Source organism: Flexivirga lutea, from assembly GCF_054778955.1.
In genome coordinates this window covers 297,390-315,078 of sequence record NZ_BAAGZB010000002.1, presented here as the reverse complement: position 1 = coordinate 315,078, position 17,689 = coordinate 297,390, and the positions used below count along the sequence as shown (strand labels likewise).

The following is a 17,689-nucleotide window of genomic DNA, read 5'->3' as shown; positions in this document are numbered from 1 at the left end:
CGCAGCAGTGCGCCATACGCTCGGTGGAGGACCACGAACCGTTGAAGGAGCCTGCGAAGTGATCGACCCCGGTGCGAGTCTGCGACAGGGACTGCTCGGCCTGAGCCGGCACGACTCGGTGCGGCGCGTCGTGCGCCATACGCCGGTCAGCCGCTCGGTGGCTCGTCGTTTCGTGGCCGGCACCACGGTCGAGGACTGCGTGCGAGCGGTCGCCGGCGTCGTCGCCGACGGTCGGCTGGCGACGATCGAGCTGCTCGGGCACCCGGTGCCCGACGGCGCCGAGGTCCGCCGCACCCGGGACGCGCACCTGGCGCTGCTGCGGGCGCTGCAGGACCGGGACCTGACCGCCCGGGGCGTCGCGGACCTGGTGATCGATCTCGACACCCTCGGCCGCGCACTGGCCGAGGACGGCGCCAAGATCGCCTTGGACAACGTGCTGCAGATCTGCGAGGCGGCGGCACGCGCCGGCACGACCGTGACCATCGCCCCGGCGGGTGCGGGCGCGGCCGACGCAACGCTCGACATCGTGCGCGACCTACGCAGCGACTTCCCCGACGTCGGCGCCACTCTGCCGGCCGAACTGCGCCGTACCGAGGCAGATTGCCGGGAGTTGGCGGGCGCCGGAAGCCGGGTCGTGCTGTGCGCGCGCACCCGGGCCGCCACCCACACCGAGCCCGGTTCCCGGGCCTTCCTCACCCGGCGCGAGGTGCAGCTGTCCTACGTGCGCTGCCTCAAGATCCTGCTCGAGGGGGAGGGACATCCGGTGATCGCGGCCCCGAACGCGGAGATCTTCGACATCGCGCGTTCGCTGGCCGACAAACAGCTGCGCGCGCCCGAATCCTTCGAGTTCGAGCTGCCGCTCGGCGTCCGGCCGTTGGAGCAACGACGACTTCTGCAGCTGGGCTACCAGGTGCGTGTTCTTGTCCCGTATGGCGAGGAATGGTCGCCCTACGTGATGCGGCTGCTGGCCGAGCACCCGGTCGACACGCTGCGGTCCCGCTGAACCCCACGACGAAAGGCTGACCGAGATGCCCGACCACACTGCACCGTCCGACACGACGCAAGCGCGCATCGCTCTCCTCGGCGTCGGCATGATGGGCGAGGCCCTGCTGGCCGGCCTGGTCCGTGACGTGGATCCCACTCGCATCGTCGTCTCGGACCGGAGCACCGACCGGCAGGACCAGATCGCGCAGAAGTATGGCGTCCGTGCCGCCTCCGCCGCCGAAGCCGTCGAAGCGGTCGAGAGCGCCGGCGCCGTCCTGGTGGCCGTGAAGCCGCACGACGTCGCCGCACTGCTGGACGAGGTCGGCAGCCACCTGCCCTCCGATGCGCTGGTCGTGTCCGTCGCCGCGGGCATCACTGCCGCGTCGCTGGAAGAACATCTGCCGGACGGCATCGCCGTGGTCCGGGCGATGCCCAACACCCCGGCACTGGTCGGCGAGGGTATGACGGCGATCAGCGCAGGCACCCACTGCGAAGCACGCCACCTGCAACAGGCACAGGATCTGCTCGCTGCCGCCGGCAAGGTCGTGGCCGTGCCGGAGGGCAAGCTCGACGCCATCACTGCGATCAGCGGCAGCGGCCCGGCATACGTCTTCTATGTCGTCGAGGCGATGGTCGAGGCCGGTGTGCTGCTCGGCATCCCGCGCGACACCTCCACCGAACTGGTCGTCCAGACGCTGTATGGCGCCGCGACCATGCTGAAGGAGACCGGCGACCACCCGGCCCTGCTGCGCGAGCGGGTGTCCAGCCCCGGCGGCACCACCGTGGCGGCGCTGCGTCAGCTGGACGACCACAAGGTGCGGGCGGCGTTCGTCACCGCGATGGAGGCGGCTGCGCGGCGCTCGGCGGAGCTGGCCTCGGACCAGCGCTGAGCACCGATCGTTATCGCGCCGGTGCCCTACGTTCACCACACCTGGTGACCGTGGCTGAGCGATACATGGGAGAGTTGTGCCCATGACTGACATCACGGTGCGCGCCCTCGGGGATGAGGAATGGCAGGTTTACCGGGACGTTCGATTGACTGCCCTGCGCGAAGCTCCTGACGCCTTCGCTGCATCGGTGTCGCAGGAGGAGAAGTTCGACGACGAGCTCTGGCAGGCCCGCGTGAAGCGGTCCCGGCGGCTGGTCGCCGAAGACGGCGACAAGGTCGTCGGTGTCGTCTCGGTCGGCAGCAAGGCCGAGAGTGACGACCGGGTGAGCGAGCTCTTCGGTCTGTGGGTCCACCCGGACCTGCGCGGCCAGGGTGTCGCCTGGAAGCTGGTGGACGCCGGCGTCCGGCAGGCCCGCCAGGACAACTACGACTTCGTTCTCTACTGGGTCGGCACGGACAACGGCCGCGCGGTCGCCTTCGCGTCCAGCTTCGGCTTCCGTCCGACCGACGGACGACGGCCGATGCAGAATTCGTCCGCAGACGACGGTGACGTGTCCGAGGACGAGATGGCGATGGTCTACCCGCTGGGCGACGACCCGGGCGCAGTGCCGAGCTCCGTGCTCTGAACGGCCACCGCCGATGACCGCCGTCAACCCCCGGGTGCGCGTCGTATGGGGTGAGGAGCTGACCGGCTACAACTTCGGTCCACAACACCCGATGAATCCGCTCCGGCTGGACCTGACGGCCCGGCTGTGCCGCGACCTCGGCGTCTTCGACGCTCCAGGGGTGGAGGTCGTGCCTCCGTCGTTGCCCGACGGCACCGACGACTTCCTGTCCTGGGTGCACCACCCGGACTACATCGACGCGGTCCGCGCCGCGTCGGCCGACCCGCGGGCGGCCGACCCGGCATACGGGCTGGGCACCGAGGACGACCCCGCGTTCACCGGCATGCACGATGTGTCGGCGCTCATCGCCGGCTCCACCGTGCGGCTCGCCCAGGACGTATGGCGCGGCGAGATCGACCACGGCGTCAACTTCTGCGGCGGCCTCCACCACGCCATGCCCGCCAGCGCGTCGGGCTTCTGCATCTACAACGACGCGGCGCTCGGCATCCAGTGGCTGCTGGACAACGGCGCCGAACGGGTCGCCTATGTCGACATCGACGTCCATCACGGTGACGGCGTCGAGCGCGTCTTCTGGGACGACCCCCGCGTGCTGACGATCTCCCTCCACGAGACCGGCCGGGTCCTCTTTCCCGGCACCGGTTTCCCCGGAGAGTTCGGTGGACCCCAAGCGCAGGGCAGCGCGGTCAATGTGGCGCTGCCGCCGGGCGCTCGCGACGCCGGCTGGCTGCGTGCCCTGCACGCCGTCGTACCGCCGTTGGTGCGCGCCTTCGCACCCGACGTACTGGTCACCCAGCAGGGCTGCGACTCCCACTACGCCGACCCGCTGGCACACATGGCCCTGTCCATCGACGCGCAGCGCACGGCATACCAGACGCTGCATCAACTGGCGCACGACGTCTGCGACGGCAAATGGGTGGCACTCGGGGGTGGCGGCTACGAACTCATCGACGTCGTCCCGCGCGCGTGGACCCACCTGACCGCGATCGCCGCCCACCGGCCCATCGACCTGGAGACCGAGGTTCCGGCCGTATGGCGCGACCACGTCCAGGCGACCTTCGACCGCCCCGGGCCGCCCCGGATGGGCGACGGTCAGGCGGAGAACGGCCATGTCTGGTGGCGTTCCTGGGAGAGCGGCGTCGACCCGGCCAGCCCGGTGGATCAGTCCGTCCTCGCGACCCGCGAAGTCGTCTTCCCCCTGCACGCCCTCGACGTCTGGTTCGACTGAATCTTCTGCTTCGACTCCTCGCGCGGCGACCGGCGGCGCGGCTCGCGAGCTCGCTCGCGCCACCGTTCGCCGCGGTCGTCGTCTCCCGGCGGTCCGCTTGTCGTGCGGTTGGTTGCCGTGCGCGGTGCCGGGAGGGTGCAGTTTTCGGGCGCGGTGGTGTCATGAAGAGGCAACGGTCGCCAGAAGGCGCAGCCCCCTCGCCACACCGGCAACGCGGGAAACACTGGGCTCAGCGGGCCGGTCGCCACATTTTTCTCACCAGTATCGGCGTGTCAGGTGGACATTTCCCCCACTCGGACTTTCCACGGACACTCCGGACCCTCTATCGTTGCCCAGCAAGACACCTGTGGAGCGCCTGAGCGGTCCACAGGTCGGATCGACATACGTGTCGTTGGAGAAGGGTTGGCACAAGCCATGACCGAAGAGCGTCAGCCGGGCGAGGTCACGTTCATGACCGTCGCCGAGGTCGCCGCCATCATGCGCGTCTCGAAGATGACGGTGTACCGGCTGGTCCACTCCGGCGAGTTGCCCGCCGTGCGGGTCGGTCGATCGTTCCGGGTGCCGGAGGATGCGGTTTCCGAATACCTCAGCCAGTCCTACATGGGCACCGCCTGAGCGCGGGAGCACCGGTGGCCGCCCTCGATTCGTCGGCGGTCACTGCCATGGCGTAGCCTTGGGCGGCGGATCGCGTCCCACCAAGGGCGCGATGGCATCGAGGCTTCGCGACCGGATGGGCGCCACGGCCCACCGGTTCCAATCAGCAATTTCAGGAAGAGCGTACGCATGGGTTCAGTCGTCAAGAAGCGCCGTAAGCGGATGGCCAAGAAGAAGCACCGCAAGCTGCTTCGCAAGACGCGTCACCAGCGCCGCAACAAGAAGTAAGGCGCTCCGCGCACGGCCGAGCGCCTGCGCCGTCGACGCGACCGAGCCCCGGACAGCCCAGCAGGGTCCCGGGGCTCCGTCATATCCCGTGCGGTGCAACGCCATACGCCCGGCACATCCGGGCGGGCTAGGATCGGCGCGCAGTGAGTCACCACCGAGGAGGGCAGATGGGCCGAGTCGTGCTGGTCACCGGTGTGTCTCGTCTGGTCGGCGGGATGACCTGTCGCGCGCTCGCTGCCGACCCCGCCCTCGACCGGGTCATCGCCGTCGACACCGTGCCGCCGCTGCACAACCTCGGCCGCGCGGACTTCATCCGGGCGGACATCCGCAACCCGATCATGGGCAAGATCCTGGCCCAGGAGAAAGTCGACACCGTCCTGCACCTGGGCGTGATCATGACGCCCAAGCAGGCCGGCGGGCGCACCTTGCAGAAGGAGATCAACGTCATCGGCACCATGCAGCTGCTCGCTGCGTGCCAGAAGGCGGACTCGGTGCAGCGCCTGGTGGTCAAATCCTCGTCCTCGGTCTACGGTTGCTCGCCCCGTGACCCGGCGATGTTCACCGAGGACATGAGCGCGCGGCGCAACCCGACCGGCGGCTTCGGCCGCGACTCGGTGGAGGTCGAGACCTACGTGCGCGGTCTCGCCCGCCGTCGCCCGGACATCGACGTCACCCTGCTGCGTATGGCGAACCTCGTCGGTCCCGGCCTGCGCACCACCTTCTCCGAATACTTCTCGCTGCCGGTGCTGCCGGTCCCGCTCGGGTATGACGGCCGCTTCCAAGTGCTGCACATCGACGACGCGGTGCAGGTCCTGCGACGCACGGCCCACGCCGACGCGCTCTCCGGCACGATCAACATCGCCGGGGACGGGATGCTCACCGTCCGGCAGGCGGCCCGGATCGCGGGCAAGCCGGTCGTGAGCGTGCTCGCGCAGGCGGCGCCGCTGATCCAGCAGGCCAGCGGCTTGCTGGGCAGCAGTGGTGCGTTCGACGCCGAGCAGATGCAGTTCCTGCAGTTCGGCCGCGGCATGGACACCACGCGCATGCGCACGCTGCTCGGCTTCGTCCCGGAGCACACCACGCGCGAGGCGTTCACCGAAGTGCTCGGAGCGCCCGGCCGCCGCCACGTCGTCAACCCGGGAGAAGCACGTGTCTGACGAACGCCCCGCCGCGAAGAAGACGCCGTCGAAGACGGCCGCCGCAGCCGGCAGGTCCGCTGCCAGGAAGACGCCGGCCCAGAAGACACCGGCCCAGAAACCCGTAGCCAAGAAACCAGTAGCCAAGAAATCCGCGGCCCGGCAGACACCGGACGGCCGGAAGGTTGCGCCGCAGCAGCCCGCGGGTGCCCGACCGTCTCGCAAGAACATCGGCGCCACGGCCCGCCGCACCGCCGCGCGGCGGGACGAGCACCCGGCGCCCGACGGCGGCCCGGCCCTGCGGGTCGTGCCCGATCCGCCGGAGGTCGCCGACGTCCAGTCGTCGCCGACATCGTTGTCGACACCGTCGCCGTCCGACTTTCAGGGCCTGGTCGACGTCCTCGTCGAGGGCCTGCGCAAGGCCGGCGATCTCGTCGGCATCGAGGGCGACGACCTCGACCGGCGGATCGCCGCAGCGCTGGCCTTCCTGCGTCGGCGACTCACCGGCGACTACGAGATCGACGACTTCGGCTTCGACCGTGACTTCACCGAGCAGGTGTGGCTGCCCCTGCTGCGTCCGCTCTACCGCCGCTGGTTCCGGGTGGAAGTGCGCGGCATCCAGCACATCCCGGACGACGGACCCGCGCTGGTGGTGGCCAATCACTCCGGCACGCTGCCCATCGACGGACTGATGACGCAGGTCGCCATACACGACGAGCACCCCAAGCACCGGCACGTCCGGATGCTCGGCGCCGATCTGGTCTTCGAGTCACCGGTGATCGGTGAACTCAGCCGCAAGGCGGGCACCACGCTGGCGTCCAACTCCGACATCGAGCGGCTCTTCGCGGCGGGCGAACTCGCGGCCGTGTTCCCCGAGGGGTTCAAGGGCGTCGGCAAGCCCTACTCCGAGCGGTACCAGTTGCAACGCTTCGGCCGCGGCGGCTTCGTGTCCGCTGCGTTGCGCGCCGAGGTCCCGATCATCCCGTGCGCCATCGTCGGCGCCGAGGAGATCTTCCCGATGATCGGCAACATCAAGGGTCTGGCGCGCGTGCTCGGGTTCCCCTACTTCCCGGTGACGCCGTTCTTCCCGCTGTTCGGCCTGGCCGGACTCGTCCCGCTGCCGAGCAAGTGGATCATCGAATTCGGCGCGCCTGTCGACACCGACACCTACGGTGCCGCCGCGGCCGACGACCCGATGCTGGTCTTCGACCTCACCGACCAGGTCCGCGAGACGATCCAGCAGTCGCTGTATTCGCTGCTGCTGCAACGCCGTTCGATCTTCTTCTGAACCCCACCACGTCCTTCCCGCCCCTTCGGACGCTTCGCGGGGGCCCGGTCAGTCGGAGGCTGTCTTGCCAGACCCACGCATCACGCTCATCGGCAAGCCCGGCTGCCACCTGTGCGACGACGCGCGCGCGGTGATCGAGCGGGTCTGCGCGGACACGGGGGAGAGCTTCACCGAACGCGACATCCTGCAGGAGCCGGAGCTTCTCGCGGCATACGCCGAACAGATCCCGGTCATCCTGGTCGACGGCAAGCAGCACGACTACTGGCGGGTCGACGAGCAGCGGCTGCGCACAGCGCTGTCCCGCCGGCGGCTGTTCGGCAGGCGTTGACATCGGCGCCCGGCAACGCCGAAATGTCGCGCCCGGCGCGTGTTCCGCTACCACGGCGCCACCTCGCGGCACCACCCGACCCCCGCTTAGCACTTTTGCCGGGAATTAGCGACTTTGTGCCCGCGTTCACAAAGACCTACAGTCAGGGGGTCATTGATCCTCTGTGGCCGACGTTTGGTATACGCCTGCCCAAGACGCATGAGGAGTCGAAGCGCCAGTGAGCACCGCATCGGCCGCCCGTCGGGAGATTCCCGAAGCCACCGTGGCTCGGCTACCGCTCTATCTGCGTGCTCTGGCGGCTCTCGACACCCGTGGCGTCGAGGTCGTCTCGTCCGAGGAACTCGCCGAGGCGGCGGGTGTGCGCTCCACCGGCTTGCGCAAGGACCTGTCCCACCTGGGCTCCTACGGCGTCCGCGGCGTCGGGTATGACGTCGGCCGCCTCACCGAGGAGATCTCCCGCGAGCTCGGCCTGCACCACGACTGGTCCGTCGCGATCATCGGCATGGGCAACCTGGGTCACGCACTGGCGGCATACGGCGGTTTCGCCACCCGCGGTTTCAGCGTCCGCTGGCTGGTCGACGAGGACCCGGCCGTGATCGGCACCCAGATCGCCGGACTGCAGGTCATCGACTTCGCCGGGCTCGCGGAGCAGGCGCCGGAGAGCATCATCGCCGTGCTCGCGACACCGCCGCACGCGGCGCAACAGGCCGCCGATCAGGCCATCGCCCTCGGTGTCCGGTCCATCCTCAACTTCGCGCCGTGCGTGATCACCGTCCCCGACGGGGTAGAGGTGCGCAAGGTGGATCTCGCCACCGAGCTGCAGATCCTCGCCTTCCACGAGCAACGCGGCCGGGACGACGCGCTGGACGCGATCGAGGAGTCGCGAGGACTGCGTCGAGTGTCTTCGAGGGGTGAGCAATGAGTCTGATCGTGATCGGTATGTCGCACCGGACGACCGGTGTCGACCTGCTGGAGCGCGTCGTCCTGACCGACGAGCAGAGTCGGCGGCTGGTCGACTCCCTCGCGCTCAACGAACACGTCAACGCGACCGTGGTGGTCTCCACGTGCAACCGCGTGGAGATCTATGCCGACGTCGAGACCTTCCACGGTGCAGTGACCGGCATCACCGAATCCCTTGCGGTCACAACCGGTTTGGCCGTCGACCAGTTGCGCGATCACCTCTACGTCCACTTCGAGGACCGCGCCGTCGCCCACGCCTTCCAGGTCGCGTCCGGCCTGGACTCGGTCGCTGTCGGCGAGGCCCAGATTCTCGGTCAGCTGCGTGACGCGTTGCGCGTGGCCCAGGATGGCGATCACCTCGACCCGTCGTTGTCCGCCCTGATGCAGCACGCTCTGCGGGTCGGCAAACGGGTCCACTCCGAGACCGACATCGACACGGTCAGCCGGTCGCTCGTCGAGCGGTCGCTGGTGGTCGCGCAGACGGTGCTGGGCGAGCTGGGCGCCCAACGTGCCCTCGTCGTCGGTGCCGGCGCGATGAGCGGTCTGGCCGCCCACACGCTCGCCCGCGCCGGCGTCGGAAGCCTGACCGTCATCAACCGCACACCGGCCAAGGCCGCTCGCCTCGCCGAGGCGACCGGCGGAGCCGCACGTGACTGGGCCGATCTGGCCGAGGCGGTCACGCAGGCGGATCTGGTGGTCTCCTGCACCGGGGCCGTCGGTCACGTGCTCGACGCTCACACCGTGCGCCCCTCCGAAACACCCACGCTGCTGGTCGATCTGGCGCTGCCGCGCGATGTCGACCCACAGCTGGCAGACCTGCCCGGCATCGCTCTGATCTCGCTGGAGGACCTCAGCGCTGCGGTCGCCGACGACGCCGAGAAGACCCAGCTGACCGCAGCCCATGAGCTGGTCAGCGCCGAGGTGGCCGAGTTCCTCGTTGTGCGCCGAGCAGCTGCCGTCGCGCCCGCCGTCGCCGAGCTGCGCGCTCGCGCCGCCGATGTCGTGGCAGCCGAGCTGTCCCGCCTCGAGCAGCGCACCGAACTCACCGAGCACGACCAGGCCCAGGTGCAGCGGACCGTCCACCGGGTGGTCGAGAAGATCCTGCACACGCCGACCGTGCGCATCAAGCAGCTCGCCGGTGAGGAGCAGGGCGGTCAGGACTATGCCGCGCTGCTGCGCATGTTGTTCGACCTCGACCCGCACGAGTCGCGTGTCTCGCAGATCCCCCACACCGGGGTCCCCGCGAAGTATTCGGGGGAGCGAAGCGGGGGAGAAACTTCGTGGGGTGTTGAAGAACCCGCCGGAGGTGAGCCGCGATGAAGATCGTCATCGGCTCCCGCCGCAGCACACTGGCGATGACCCAGACCGGACTGATCGCTGATCGGCTCCAGGCGATGGGTCACCAGACCGAGATCGCCCCGATCGTCACCGAGGGCGACACCAACCGCGCCCCGCTGACCCAGCTCGGTGGGACGGGCGTCTTCGCCACCGCGATCCGGAATGCGCTGCGCGCGCACGAGATCGACCTCACGGTGCACTCGTTGAAGGACCTGCCGGTCGCGCCGGCACCCGGGCTGACCATCGCCGCCATACCCGCTCGCGAGGATCCGCGCGATGCGTTGATCGCCCGGGACGGCCTGACGCTCGGCGAGCTGCCCGCCGGTGCCGTCGTCGGCACCGGGTCCCCGCGCCGGGTCGCCCAGCTCGCGGCGCTCGGCCTCGGTCTGGAGTTCCGCGCCATACGCGGCAACATCGATCGGCGCATCGACTTCGTCCGCTCCGGCGAACTCGACGCGATCGTGCTGGCCCGCGCCGGGCTGTCACGGGTCGGCCGGACCGCGCAGATCACCGAATCCATCGACCCGCTCCAGATGCTGCCCGCCCCCGGGCAGGGAGCGCTCGCGCTCGAGATCCGCAGCGACGACGAGGAGCTGTACGACGTCGTGCGACAACTCGACGACGCGGACACCCGCGCGGCCGTCACCGCCGAACGCGCGGTGCTCGCGCGGCTGGAGGCCGGCTGCTCGGCACCGCTCGGTGCCCTCGCCGAGATCGGCGAGGACGTCGACGGCAGCCTGGAGATCTCATTGCGCGCGTTCGTCGGTCGTCCCGACGGCACCTTCGACCTGCGGCGGTCCCAGACCGGACCGTTCGACCACCCCGAACGACTCGGTCACGACGTCGCAGAGTTACTGCTCGCCGACGGAGCGCTGGACGCGTTCCCGTCGGACGGGCAAGCACCAGAGCCGGCACCCGGCGGACTCTTACCAAGGGACGCAGATCCCGTCACCGTCCACCACCCCCCAGCGCCGCGGAGCGTGAACAAGTGAGTACAACCAAGACCCGCAAGACCCTGCCCCAGATCGCCTTCATCGGCTCCGGCCCGGGCGACCCGTCACTGGTCACGGTCCGGGCGGCCAGGCTGCTGCGCGAGGCCGATGTCATCATCATCGACCAGGTCGCGCGTGAGGACTTCGTCGCCGCCTTCGCCCGCGCGGACGTCGAGATCGTCGACGCCGGTCACGGCGAGACCGGCCAGCCGCTCACCACGGCGTCGCGCGCGAAGCTGGTCGTGCGCACCGCCAAGGCCGCCGCGCGCACGGACGGCACCGTAGGTCTCGTCGTGCGATTGATGGACGGCGACCCGGCCACGTTCAACGGCCTGGCCGAGGAGTGCCTGGCCTGCCACAAGGCGGATCTGCCCTTCGAGATCGTCCCCGGCGTCAGCGCGGTCAGCGCGGTGCCGTCATACGCCGGCATCCCGCTGGTCGGCAGCGGCGCCCGGACCGTGCACGTCCTGTCGGCGGCCGACGAGAAGACCGACTGGGCCGGCGCGGTCGCCAAGGACGCCACCGCGGTGGTGCTCGGCACCGCCGAGTCCGTGGCCGCCGGCCTGGCGAAGCTGTTGGCCGCCGGGCGCGACGCCGACGCCCCGGTCTCACTGAGCACCGACGGCACCACCATCCGGCAGGCGACGCGCGTGACCACCCTCGGCGAGGTCGCGGCGGCAGTGAAGGCCCAGCCGCTGAGCGGCCAGGTCGTCGCCGTCGTCGGCGCGGTCGTGGCCCTGCGCGAGCAGCTGTCCTGGTGGGAGACCAAGCCGCTGTTCGGCTGGAACGTCCTGGTGCCGCGCACCAAGGAGCAGTCCGGCACGATGACCGACCGGCTGGCCTCGCACGGAGCCGCGAGCGACGTGGTCCCGACCATCAGTGTCGAGCCGCCGCGGACACCGCAGCAGATGGAGCGTGCGATCAAGGGCCTGGTCACCGGGCGCTATGAGTGGATCGGTTTCACCTCCGCCAACGCCGTGCGTGCGGTGCGCGAGAAGTTCGTCGAATTCGGCCTGGACGCAAGGGCTTTCGCCGGCCTCAAGATCGCCGCTGTCGGGGGTGTCACCGCCGAGGCGCTGCGCGAGTGGGGCCTGGAGCCCGACCTGGTGCCGGCCGGTGAGCAGTCGGCCAAGGGGCTGCTGGAGGAGTGGCCGCCGTATGACGACGTCCTCGACCCGATCAACCGGGTCTTCCTGCCCCGCGCCGACATCGCCACCGACACGCTCGTCGCGGGTCTGCAGGACATGGGCTGGGAGGTCGACGACGTCACCGCTTACCGAACCGTGCGCGCCGCCCCGCCCGCGCCCGAGGTCCGCGAGGCCATCAAGACCGGCAAGTTCGACGCGGTGTGCTTCACCTCCAGCTCCACGGTGCGCAACCTGGTCGGCATCGCCGGGAAGCCGCACGCCACCACGGTGATCGCGTGCATCGGCCCGGCAACCGCCAAGACCGCCGAGGAGCACGGCCTGCGCGTCGACGTGCTGGCCACCGAGCCGAGCGCCGAGGCGCTGGTCGACGCGCTCGCCGATTACGGTCGCGGCCTGGCCCTGACCGCGGCCGAGAACGGCGAGCCGGTGCGGCGTCCCAGTGAGCGCAAGTCCTCCTCCCGCCGGAAGGCCAAGGCGTCCAGATGAGAACCCCACAAAGTTCTCCGCTCCTTCGTCGCTCCGATACTTTGCGAGGACCCCAACGATGAGCGCCGAGAAGGTCACCGGCACCGCCGAGACCCGGGCCGCGGCACGTCATCGCGCGGCGAGCCGGAACCCGTGGGCACTGCCCGCGGGTTCGGCCCGTCCCCGACGGCTGCGCACCACGGCAGCGATGCGCCGGATGGTCGCCGAGACCCGCCTGCACCCGGCCGATCTGGTGCTGCCGATGTTCGTCAAGGAGGGCATCGACGCACCGATCCCGTTGCAGTCGATGCCCGGCGTCGAGCAGCACACGCTCGACTCGCTGGTGAAGGCCGCCCGTGCGGCGGTCGACGCCGGTGTCGGCGGGCTGATGATCTTCGGCGTGCCTGCCGAGCGCGACGAGATCGGTTCCGGCGCAACGGATCCGAGCGGCATCTTGAACGTGGCGCTGCGTCGCCTGCGGGACGAGCTGGGCGACGACACCGTGCTGATGTCCGACTTGTGCCTGGACGAGTTCACCTCGCACGGACACTGCGGCGTGCTCGACGGGCGCGGCCGGGTCGACAACGACGCGACCCTGCAGCGGTATGCCGACATGGCGGTCGCGCAGGCCGAGGCCGGCGTGCACCTCGTGGGTCCCTCCGGGATGATGGACGGCCAGGTCGCCGTCATACGCCGTGCGCTCGACGAGGCCGGTCACACCGACGTCGGGATCCTGGCGTATGCCGTCAAGTACGCCTCGGCGGCATACGGGCCCTTCCGGGAGGCCGTGGAGTCGACGCTGCAGGGTGACCGGCGCACGTATCAGCAGGACAGTGCCAACCGGACGGAGGCGCTGCGAGAGGTGCAGCTCGACCTCGCCGAGGGCGCCGACCTGGTGATGGTCAAGCCAGCCCTGCCCTATCTGGACATCATCCGGGACGTGCGCGAGGTCAGCGACGTGCCCGTCGCGGCATACCAGATCAGCGGCGAGATGGCGATGATCGAGGCGGCTGCTGCGAACGGCTGGATCGACCGGGACGCCATGGTCATGGAGGCGCTGACCTCGATCCGTCGAGCCGGCGCGCAGATCATCCTGACCTACTACGCGACCGAGATCGCCCGCCGCCTGCAGCACTGAGCGGGCACCGCACCGAGCGGACACCAAGTGCACCGAGCGGACACCAAGTGCACCGAGCGGACAGGAAAAACGGCCGGAATCCGGCCGTTTTTCCTGTCCGCTCGGTGTTTTCCCGTCCGCTCGGTGAGAAGGGTGGGAAGGGGGCTTCGCGGCGAGGAAGGCGCGACACGCAGCCACCAGAACGCGAGCGGGACCAGGCACTCGGGGGTATGCCGGTCCCGCTCGCGGGATCTGGGAAGCGTGACCGCCGAGCCGGCCAGGCTCAGCGGGTCACGCCCGGGTGGTGAAAACCGATCAGGCCTTCACGAACTGCAGGTCGAGGATGATCTTGACCTTGTCGCCGACGACCACGCCGCCGCCCTGCAGCGGCATCTCGATGTCCACGCCGAACTCCTTGCGGTTGATCTCGACGGTCGCCTCGAAGCCGGCGCGGGTGCCGCCCCAGGCGTCCGGGCCGACGCCGCCGAACTCGACGTCGAAGGTGACGGGCTTGGTGACGTTCTTGATCGTCAGGTCACCGGTCAGCTTCGTGGGCGTGACCTTGGTCGACGTGAAGGTCATGGTCGGGTAGGTCTCGACCTCGAAGAAGTCGTTGGTCCGCAGGTGGTTGTCACGGTCGGCGACACCGGTGTTGATCGACGCCATGGTGACCTGGGCCTCGACGCTGGAGTCCTCGAGCTGCTCGGCGACCTCGAGGGTCGCGGTGAACTCGTCGAACTTGCCCTTGACCTTGCTGACCATCAGGTGGCGGACCTGGAAGCCGAATTCGCTGTGCGCCGGGTCGAGGTTCCAGGTGCCGGTGGCCAGGCCGTCGAGCGTGGTGGAAGCGGTGGTGTTGGTCATGGTGCTCCTTCGTGGTGAAGTGGAAGTGCGTGGTGCCGCGGTTGCCCAGGTCGGCAACTATCATGCACAACAGTTGTTGAGATTTCAATTATTCCCGTTCCATGGCGGAAATTCGTCCCTCTATGCTGTGAACGTGTTCGAGACACCGTCCGCCTCCTCGACGTCGTCGATACCCACCACGACGTCGTCGACATCCCCCGCCGCCGACGGGGAGGTGCCGTGGCTGACCGACGACGAGCAGTTCGCGTGGCGCGCCTATCTGCGCGGTAGCCGGGCCTTGGAGGCGGTGCTGGACGCCGAGTTGCAGGATTTCGGTATGTCGCTGGCCGAGTACGAGCTGCTGTCCATGCTCTCGGAGTCGCCGTGCCTCGCGATGCGGATGAGCAAGCTGGCCGACCAGACCGTGCAGTCCCGCAGCCGGGTGACGCACACCGCCACCCGGCTGGAACGCCGCGGCTGGGTCGAGCGCAAGCCGGCACCCGATGACGGGCGCGGCATACAACTGCTGTTGACCGACGACGGCCTGGCGGCGGTGCGGTCGGCCGCCCGGGTCCACGCCACCGGGGTGCAGGAGCACCTGATCCGGCAGATGGACCCCGCGCTGTTCCGGTCTCTGGGCGACGCGATGGACAAGGTGCGCACGCATCTGCTCGGCGACCCGGCCGACAACTACAACCCGTAGGATTTCGCGCCGGGCCGCCTGAGACAATGGCGGTATGACGAGCACGCCCACCGACCAGACGACTGTTCGTGACGAGGCATCGGCGGCTCTGCTGCAGCGCGCCCGGGCAGTCACTCCCGGCGGGGTCAACTCGCCGGTCCGTGCCTTCCGGGCGGTCGGCGGCACCCCGCGCTTCATCGCCTCCGCACAGGGTCCCTGGCTCACCGACGTCGACGGCAACCGCTACGTGGACCTGATCTGCTCGTGGGGGCCGATGATCCTCGGGCACGCACACCCGTCGGTTCTGGAAGCCGTGCAGGCCGCCGCGACGAAGGGCTTCAGCTTCGGCACGCCGAGCGCGAACGAGGTCGCCCTCGCCGAGGAGATCGTGTCTCGCGTCGAGCCGTTGGAGCAGGTACGGCTGGTCAACAGCGGCACCGAGGCCACGATGTCGGCGTTGCGGCTGGCGCGCGGTGCCACCGGGCGCAGCACGGTGGTGAAGTTCGCCGGTTGTTATCACGGTCACGTCGACCCGCTGCTGGCCGCGGCCGGCTCCGGCGTCGCCACGTTCGCGTTGCCCGACTCCGCCGGGGTGCCGGCGTCGGCCGCGCACGAGACGATCGTGTTGCCCTACAACGACATCCAGGCGGTCGAGGCGGCCTTCGCCGAACACGGTGACGAGATTGCCTGCGTCATCACCGAGGCCTCCCCGGGCAACATGGGCGTCGTACCGCCCGCTCCTGGTTTCACCAGCGCGCTGCGCCGCATCACCCGTGCGCACGGCGCGCTGCTGATCTCCGACGAGGTCATGACGGGTTTCCGCTGCTCGCCCGCCGGCTGGTACGGCCTGGAGGGCGAACCCGAGGGCGGCGCACCCGATCTGTTCACCTTCGGCAAGGTCATGGGCGGCGGCTTCCCGGCCGCTGCCTTCGGCGGCAGCGCCGAGCTGATGGCGAATCTCGCACCGGACGGACCTGTCTACCAGGCGGGCACTCTGTCGGGGAACCCGGTCGCGACTGCGGCCGGCCTGGCCACGCTGCGCGGTTGTACCCCCGAGGTCTACGACCGCATCGGTGTCGTGGCGCAGACCATCGCCGACGCCGCCTCCGCCGAGCTGACGCGCGCGGGCGTCCCGCACACGGTGCAGTGGGCCGGCTCGATGTTCTCGGTCTTCTTCACGAGCGGTGCGGTGCGCAACTACGAGGATGCCAAGGCGCAGGACACCGAGGCGTTCGGCCGGTTCTTCCACGCCATGCTGGACCAGGGGGTGCACCTGCCGCCGAGCTCGTTCGAGGCGTGGTTCGTCAGCGCCGCCCACGACGACGCCGCGGTCGAGCACGTCCTCGCCGCCCTGCCCGCGGCCGCTGCCGCGGCCGGCGCCGCGAACTGAACGACTCCTGAGAAGGCGACACAGGATCCGATGCGACACTCCGACCGTGTTTTTCGTATGGCGCTCTGGCCCCGATACGGCGCACCCCGGGGGACTCACCCGTTCGACCAGCCGACGGGGTGGAGGGTGCGATGACTGAGACAGTGGTCCACCTCGTCCGCCACGGTGAGGTCGACAACCCCGGTGGCGTGCTCTACGGCCGGATGCCCGGCTTCCATCTGTCCGAGCTCGGCCGGCAGATGGCCGCGCGCACGGCGGCATACCTGGCCGAACGCGACATCACGCACCTCGTCTGCTCGCCGCTGGAGCGGGCCCAGGAGACCATCGAGCCACTCGCCGAAGCGCTCAAGCTCCCGGTGAAGCTGGACGACCGGGTGGTCGAGGCCGGCAACGACTTCGAGGGCCTGACCGTCGGCAAGAACCCCAAACAGCTTCTCAATCCACGGTTCTGGGGCAAACTGACCAACCCGTTGAAGCCCAGCTGGGGCGAGCCGTATGCCGAGATCGCCGAGCGGATGGAAGCGGCGACCCGGGACGCGCGCGCCGCCGCCGACGGCCACGAGGCCGTGATCGTCAGCCACCAGCTGCCCGTCTGGGTGGCACGCACGCACTTCGAGCAGAAGCGGCTGTGGCACGACCCGCGCCGCCGGCAGTGCACCCTGGCGTCGGTCACCAGCATCGTCTTCGACGGTGATCGGTTCAGCCGCATCGAATACGCCGAGCCGTCCCGCGCGCTGTTGCCGGGCGCCAGCGAGGCCGCCGGCTCGGCGATGGGAAAGGCATGAGCACGCGAGTGGCGCGCACCCGCCGAGTGGTGCCCGCGCTCGCGCTGGCGTGCGTGACGGCCCTGGGGCTCGCGGCCTGCAGCAGCGACGGCAACTCGATCAGCAAGCAGGCCAACCAGGGTTCGGACAAGAACTACCTCGCCGGTGACGGCACGCTCGCCCAGCTCGCACCCGGTGACCGTGGCAAGCCCGTGACGCTCAGCGGGAAGCTGCTGGACGGCACCTTGTGGTCGACGAAGGATCACCCGGGCAAGGTGATCGTCGTCAACGTCTGGGGCTCCTGGTGCCCGCCGTGCAAGGCCGAGACCCCCGACCTGCAGAAGGCGTGGGGGAAGCTGCAGCCCGAAGGCGTGCTGATGGTCGGCGTGGACCGGCAGGAGGGTCCGCAGACGGCCGCGGCATACCTGAAGACCGCCGGTGTCACCTACCCGTCGTTGCAGGACGACGGCGGCGCCGCGCTGGTCGCGCTGCAGGGCAAGGCCTCGGCCACCCCCTCGACACTGGTGCTCGACCAGCAGCACCGCATCGCCGCGCGCGTCTCCGGACCGACCACCACGTCGACCCTCGTCGGTCTGGTCGACGACGTCCTGCACCAGGCGAAGGGCTGAGGG

19 protein-coding genes are annotated in these 17,689 nt (G+C 69.8%); 18 read left to right on the top strand and 1 reads right to left on the bottom strand.

Translation table 11 applies throughout. From position 1 onward, the window contains the following. Positions 1-58: 58 nt before the first annotated feature. From ACYVBN_RS07905 to hemB, 14 genes are all read left to right on the top strand, one after another. Entirely contained in the window at positions 59-1,003 is a 945-nt protein-coding gene (locus ACYVBN_RS07905) for a proline dehydrogenase family protein (protein WP_460600035.1), read from the top strand. A gap of 25 nt (positions 1,004-1,028) precedes the next feature. Next, entirely contained in the window at positions 1,029-1,874 is an 846-nt protein-coding gene (proC, locus tag ACYVBN_RS07900) for a pyrroline-5-carboxylate reductase family protein (protein WP_460600034.1), read from the top strand. 82 nt (positions 1,875-1,956) lie between these two features. Further along, the gene (locus ACYVBN_RS07895) at positions 1,957-2,499 is read left to right on the top strand and encodes a GNAT family N-acetyltransferase (protein WP_440283894.1); all 543 of its coding nucleotides are present in this window, start codon (positions 1,957-1,959) and stop codon (positions 2,497-2,499) included. A gap of 13 nt (positions 2,500-2,512) precedes the next feature. Continuing rightward, positions 2,513-3,724 (top strand): acetoin utilization protein AcuC, encoded by a 1,212-nt coding sequence (locus tag ACYVBN_RS07890; RefSeq protein ID WP_460600033.1) that lies wholly within the window; start codon positions 2,513-2,515, stop codon positions 3,722-3,724. 414 nt (positions 3,725-4,138) lie between these two features. Further along, positions 4,139-4,339, top strand: coding sequence for a helix-turn-helix domain-containing protein (locus tag ACYVBN_RS07885; protein WP_382398018.1), 201 nt, complete (start codon positions 4,139-4,141; stop codon positions 4,337-4,339). 168 nt (positions 4,340-4,507) lie between these two features. Next, positions 4,508-4,606: a 30S ribosomal protein bS22 gene (locus tag ACYVBN_RS07880; RefSeq protein ID WP_082775156.1), complete on the top strand. Its 99-nt coding sequence runs from the start codon at positions 4,508-4,510 to the stop codon at positions 4,604-4,606. Between the two features lie 167 nt (positions 4,607-4,773). Beyond that, positions 4,774-5,763, top strand: a complete 990-nt coding sequence (locus ACYVBN_RS07875) for a Rossmann-fold NAD(P)-binding domain-containing protein (RefSeq protein WP_460600032.1) — start codon at positions 4,774-4,776, stop codon at positions 5,761-5,763. Next, on the top strand, positions 5,756-7,030 hold the full coding sequence (locus ACYVBN_RS07870; RefSeq protein ID WP_460600031.1) for a lysophospholipid acyltransferase family protein: 1,275 nt from the start codon (positions 5,756-5,758) through the stop codon (positions 7,028-7,030). Before ACYVBN_RS07875 ends, ACYVBN_RS07870 begins: the two co-directional genes overlap by 8 nt. 64 nt (positions 7,031-7,094) lie before the next feature. Continuing rightward, a complete protein-coding gene (locus tag ACYVBN_RS07865; protein ID WP_460600030.1) occupies positions 7,095-7,358 on the top strand; it encodes a glutaredoxin family protein in 264 nt (87 codons plus the stop codon). Positions 7,359-7,575: 217 nt separating this feature from the next. Further along, the gene (locus ACYVBN_RS07860) at positions 7,576-8,280 is read left to right on the top strand and encodes a redox-sensing transcriptional repressor Rex (protein ID WP_440283889.1); all 705 of its coding nucleotides are present in this window, start codon (positions 7,576-7,578) and stop codon (positions 8,278-8,280) included. Further along, positions 8,277-9,638: a glutamyl-tRNA reductase gene (locus ACYVBN_RS07855; protein WP_460600029.1), complete on the top strand. Its 1,362-nt coding sequence runs from the start codon at positions 8,277-8,279 to the stop codon at positions 9,636-9,638. The genes ACYVBN_RS07860 and ACYVBN_RS07855 overlap by 4 nt, the downstream gene beginning before the upstream one ends. Then, positions 9,635-10,648 carry a hydroxymethylbilane synthase gene (hemC, locus tag ACYVBN_RS07850; protein WP_440283887.1) on the top strand — a complete coding sequence of 338 codons (1,014 nt, stop codon included), beginning with the start codon at positions 9,635-9,637 and terminating at the stop codon, positions 10,646-10,648. The genes ACYVBN_RS07855 and hemC overlap by 4 nt, the downstream gene beginning before the upstream one ends. Next, entirely contained in the window at positions 10,645-12,282 is a 1,638-nt protein-coding gene (locus tag ACYVBN_RS07845; protein ID WP_460600028.1) for a bifunctional uroporphyrinogen-III C-methyltransferase/uroporphyrinogen-III synthase, read from the top strand. The genes hemC and ACYVBN_RS07845 overlap by 4 nt, the downstream gene beginning before the upstream one ends. Positions 12,283-12,340: 58 nt before the next feature. Beyond that, complete coding sequence (hemB, locus tag ACYVBN_RS07840; RefSeq protein WP_460600027.1) at positions 12,341-13,399, top strand: porphobilinogen synthase; 1,059 nt, start codon at positions 12,341-12,343, stop codon at positions 13,397-13,399. Between the two features lie 294 nt (positions 13,400-13,693). Here the strand turns inward: hemB and ACYVBN_RS07835 are convergent, their stop codons facing one another. After that, the gene (locus ACYVBN_RS07835; RefSeq protein ID WP_460600026.1) at positions 13,694-14,242 is read right to left on the bottom strand and encodes a YceI family protein; all 549 of its coding nucleotides are present in this window, start codon (positions 14,240-14,242) and stop codon (positions 13,694-13,696) included. A gap of 133 nt (positions 14,243-14,375) precedes the next feature. Here ACYVBN_RS07835 and ACYVBN_RS07830 point away from each other — a divergent pair, with 133 nt between their 5' ends. From ACYVBN_RS07830 to ACYVBN_RS07815, 4 genes are all read left to right on the top strand, one after another. Next, on the top strand, positions 14,376-14,924 hold the full coding sequence (locus ACYVBN_RS07830) for a MarR family winged helix-turn-helix transcriptional regulator (RefSeq protein ID WP_460600025.1): 549 nt from the start codon (positions 14,376-14,378) through the stop codon (positions 14,922-14,924). 34 nt (positions 14,925-14,958) lie between these two features. Next, a complete protein-coding gene (hemL, locus tag ACYVBN_RS07825) occupies positions 14,959-16,293 on the top strand; it encodes a glutamate-1-semialdehyde 2,1-aminomutase (RefSeq protein WP_460600024.1) in 1,335 nt (444 codons plus the stop codon). Between the two features lie 131 nt (positions 16,294-16,424). Next, positions 16,425-17,078 (top strand): histidine phosphatase family protein, encoded by a 654-nt coding sequence (locus tag ACYVBN_RS07820; RefSeq protein ID WP_460600023.1) that lies wholly within the window; start codon positions 16,425-16,427, stop codon positions 17,076-17,078. Next, positions 17,075-17,686, top strand: coding sequence for a TlpA family protein disulfide reductase (locus ACYVBN_RS07815; protein WP_460600022.1), 612 nt, complete (start codon positions 17,075-17,077; stop codon positions 17,684-17,686). The genes ACYVBN_RS07820 and ACYVBN_RS07815 overlap by 4 nt, the downstream gene beginning before the upstream one ends. Positions 17,687-17,689: the final 3 nt, after the last annotated feature.

Coding starts and splice junctions, on each gene's coding strand:
- proC (WP_460600034.1), top strand. CDS start 1,029: ATGCCCGACCACACTGCACCGTCCGACACGACGCAAGCGCGCATCGCT.
- ACYVBN_RS07895 (WP_440283894.1), top strand. CDS start 1,957: ATGACTGACATCACGGTGCGCGCCCTCGGGGATGAGGAATGGCAGGTT.
- ACYVBN_RS07890 (WP_460600033.1), top strand. CDS start 2,513: ATGACCGCCGTCAACCCCCGGGTGCGCGTCGTATGGGGTGAGGAGCTG.
- ACYVBN_RS07885 (WP_382398018.1), top strand. CDS start 4,139: ATGACCGAAGAGCGTCAGCCGGGCGAGGTCACGTTCATGACCGTCGCC.
- ACYVBN_RS07880 (WP_082775156.1), top strand. CDS start 4,508: ATGGGTTCAGTCGTCAAGAAGCGCCGTAAGCGGATGGCCAAGAAGAAG.
- ACYVBN_RS07875 (WP_460600032.1), top strand. CDS start 4,774: ATGGGCCGAGTCGTGCTGGTCACCGGTGTGTCTCGTCTGGTCGGCGGG.
- ACYVBN_RS07855 (WP_460600029.1), top strand. CDS start 8,277: ATGAGTCTGATCGTGATCGGTATGTCGCACCGGACGACCGGTGTCGAC.
- hemC (WP_440283887.1), top strand. CDS start 9,635: ATGAAGATCGTCATCGGCTCCCGCCGCAGCACACTGGCGATGACCCAG.
- hemB (WP_460600027.1), top strand. CDS start 12,341: ATGAGCGCCGAGAAGGTCACCGGCACCGCCGAGACCCGGGCCGCGGCA.
- ACYVBN_RS07835 (WP_460600026.1), bottom strand. CDS start 14,242: ATGACCAACACCACCGCTTCCACCACGCTCGACGGCCTGGCCACCGGC.
- hemL (WP_460600024.1), top strand. CDS start 14,959: ATGACGAGCACGCCCACCGACCAGACGACTGTTCGTGACGAGGCATCG.
- ACYVBN_RS07820 (WP_460600023.1), top strand. CDS start 16,425: ATGACTGAGACAGTGGTCCACCTCGTCCGCCACGGTGAGGTCGACAAC.
- ACYVBN_RS07815 (WP_460600022.1), top strand. CDS start 17,075: ATGAGCACGCGAGTGGCGCGCACCCGCCGAGTGGTGCCCGCGCTCGCG.